Here is a 3,126-nt window from a genome sequence, read left to right as displayed (position 1 = left end):
GGCGTGGTGTCGACGCCGCCGTAGTACTTGCCGAAAGGCAATTCGTCGACGGCCGCCATCTCGCCCTTGCGCGTCTCGTGCATGATCTTTCCCGGCTCGGCATCGCGAAAGCTCGAGGTCTCGATGGCCTGGTGCGCGGCGAGGAAGGCCAGCACGCCGCGCGCCAAGGCCGGATCGATCCACAGCGTCTGCATGGCCGTGATCACCGCATCGCGGCCGAAGGGTGTGGAAAACCAAGGGATGCCGGCGTAGGGATAGGGGCCGGTCGGCAACTCGGTGGTCAACAGGGCCAGGTCGGCTTCGGACTTGTCGATCCACGCCTGGAACAGACGGCTCGACACGCAAAGTCGCGCTGCGCGACGGCGGCGCACCCGCAGGCTGCGACGCGCCTGTGCCGCGCCGTCACGGTAGCGATGGCGCGACGGCAGGCCCGGCGCGGCCGCGACCTCGACGTAGAGCTCCCAGCGACCGCCGCCTTCGAGCAGGATGTTGAACTCGGCACCGCTGTCGGTGAGGCGCCGCGGCACCTCAGAGAAAGACACCACGACGCTGCGCCAGACGGCATCGAGGCCCTGGTAGCGCAACACGACGCTCCGGTCGCCCACCTGGGCCACGCCGAGTTCGCCCCGCTTGGGCCTGCTTTGGCCCCGGACTTCGAACATGTCGCGAAAGTCCGCCGCGTAGAGGAGCTGGATCGGCACGCGCGCGATCACGTCGCTGTAGTTGACCAGTGTGATGCGTTCGTGCACGCCGTCGCCGCACAAGAAGCGGCGTCGTTCAAGATGTATCACGCCCTGCGGCAGGGAGCTTTCCCCCAAGGGGGGCAGTGGATGGTTGACCATGTGCGCCGTGAAGAAGGCATTGTCCTGGCTGACGGCACTCGACAGCAGCGCGGGCTGGCGTCCGTTCATCATCAGACGGAACATCGAGAGGATGCGCGTGTCGTTGTGGAACAAGCCGTCGCCTTCGCCGGTGATGTCGCCGAAGGTGTCGGCGACCAGGAAGGTGTCCCCCTCCTTGAGGACGAACAGACGCTGCGCGGCGCGCGCCGGCGGCGCGGGCCATGCGTCCTGGTCGGGCGCCGTCTCGGCTGTGCCGCGCGGATCGGCCGACGGGGATTCGCTCACGCCGCCTCCCCTTCGAGCAAGGCGGCCCGGTTGTCGCGTGCGAGCTGCCAGTAGAGATGCGCATAGCGCCGTGCCATCGCCTGCGCGGTGAATCGCTGCTCGAAGGCGGCCCGCACGCCATGGCGCGGCAGCCGCCGCACCGCCTCGACCGCTGCGACGGCCTGATCGATGTGATCGACGATGCAGCCTGTCACGCCGTCCTCGACAATCTCGGGAACCGAACCGCAACGGTATGCGATCACCGGCGTACCGCAGGCCATGGCCTCGATCATCACGAGCCCGAAGGGCTCGGGCCAGTCGATCGGAAACAACAGGGCGCGCGCGTCGCCGAGGAAGCGGCTCTTCTGTGCGTCCCCGATTTCTCCGATGAATTTGATCAGGGAATGATCGAGGAGGGGGCGAATCTTGTCCTCGAAGTACGCGCGGTCGACCTGGTCCACCTTGGCTGCGATGACCAGGGGCACGCCCGCCGCCTTCGCAATCTCGATGGCGCGATCGGGCCGCTTTTCGGGGGATATCCGGCCCAGGAACGCCAGGTAGTCGCCGCGCGCCGCCTCGCTGAAGCGGTAGTGGCCGTCGGCGATGCCGTGGTGCACCGTACCGTACCAGTTGGCCTCGGGCAGCGGCTTGCGCTGGTCGTCCGAAATTGACACGAGCGGGAACTCCTTCCATCGTCTGTAGGTGTCCGGCAGGTCGGCAATGTCAAGCCGACCGTGCAAGGTCGTCAAGGTACGCCCAGCCAGTTCTTCGAACAAGGGGAAATGCAACATGTCGATGTGGAAATGCAGCACGTCGAACTGGTCAGCTCTTCGCCTCACCTCCTGCAGCAACGAGAGGTGGCTGGCCAGGTCCGATTTGAGGGGTCGCGGGTCCAGGCGCAGGGATTGTTCCCGCGTGGCAACGAGCGCCGCCCGCGTTCGCGCATCGCCGGAGGAGAACAGAGTGACGTCGTGCCCCTGGTCCACGAGCGCGTCCGTCAGGTGTGCCACCACCCTCTCCGTTCCACCGTACAGCCGCGGCGGCACGGCTTCATACAAAGGGGCGATCTGTGCGATCCTCATGGCTTTGTCTCCCACGCTGGCGCCACGGCGTCGTGCCGCGGCGCATATTCGTCAGTCCTGCTGCTTGTGAACGCCGATCTCAGGTGCCAACAGGACCACGGCACCCCAGCAAAAAAGCGACGTTCATTCAGCGACGCGAGCGGTCACGTGGGATGGACCTTGTTTCGAGGTAGGAACGGTCGTACTGCACGCCTCGCTCACGGGAGGGATCACGAGAAAGGCGAAGAGCCGCTGAGGCAGGGTCGTGACGCGCCGGCGCTCCCCCTCGTATCACGGACCTGCCGGGGGCTGGCCGTTGATGGACGGCAGACAACGCGCCGGGCCTGCGGGGCGACCGCTGTGCGCGAACGCCTTGGATGACCCGGCGTTCCAGCACCGGGGCCATTGCAACAGGAGCGACGCCTTTTGCGACTTGGATCACGACGTGAAGTCATGCGCCGTCTGGCCGGTTGGCAACGGACGAACCTATGCCACACAGGAAACTCGCGCGCGAAAATCTCCGCGAGCTCGCTCATGCCGGCACTCCCATGGCGGTGCCATCGGAGGACCCCGCCGCGGTTGTGCGACCGCCCGGATCAGGGAGTCGGCAAATCCGCCCGCGGCTCGTGCCACGCGCCTGACGCTCGTCGTGACCCGCGGGCGAGCGCTCCAGGCAATGGCAGCACCCAATGCCTCGAGCGCGTGGACGACGTCGACTCCTCGCCGCACGCCACGTGCCGAAAGCCGCCCGCGCGACGATAGGCCGCTGCCGACACACCGAGGTTCGCGCCATGATGTGTCGATGCGCATCGGCGTCCGTGAACGCGAGCCACCGGGCACCTCTCGCGAGGAGGAGCTCGGCGCCGGCGGCCCTTGCCGCGCCGACGTTGCGCGCCTGGACGGGCAACGTCATCGCCCCTGCTTGCGCCGCCAGGGCACCTGTATGGTCCGTGCACGAG

The 3,126-nt window shown here is 67.2% G+C and carries 2 protein-coding genes and 1 pseudogene; all 3 read right to left on the bottom strand.

Annotated elements, in window-relative coordinates; all coding sequences use genetic code 11:
• A partial coding sequence (locus AC1DY5_RS48975; protein ID WP_478121559.1) for a glycogen debranching N-terminal domain-containing protein occupies positions 1-1,127 on the bottom strand: 1,127 nt, incomplete at its 3' end.
• A complete protein-coding gene (locus AC1DY5_RS48970) occupies positions 1,124-2,188 on the bottom strand; it encodes a glycosyltransferase family 4 protein (protein ID WP_478121558.1) in 1,065 nt (354 codons plus the stop codon). The genes AC1DY5_RS48975 and AC1DY5_RS48970, both read right to left, overlap by 4 nt.
• A gap of 465 nt (positions 2,189-2,653) precedes the next feature.
• Positions 2,654-3,126: pseudogene (locus AC1DY5_RS48965) on the bottom strand (hypothetical protein); the annotation flags it as partial.

The sequence above is a fragment of the Variovorax sp. P4_D9 genome, from assembly GCF_056401695.1.
The sequence above is the reverse complement of the archived record's forward strand: the minus strand, read 5'-3'. Positions and strand labels throughout refer to the sequence as shown.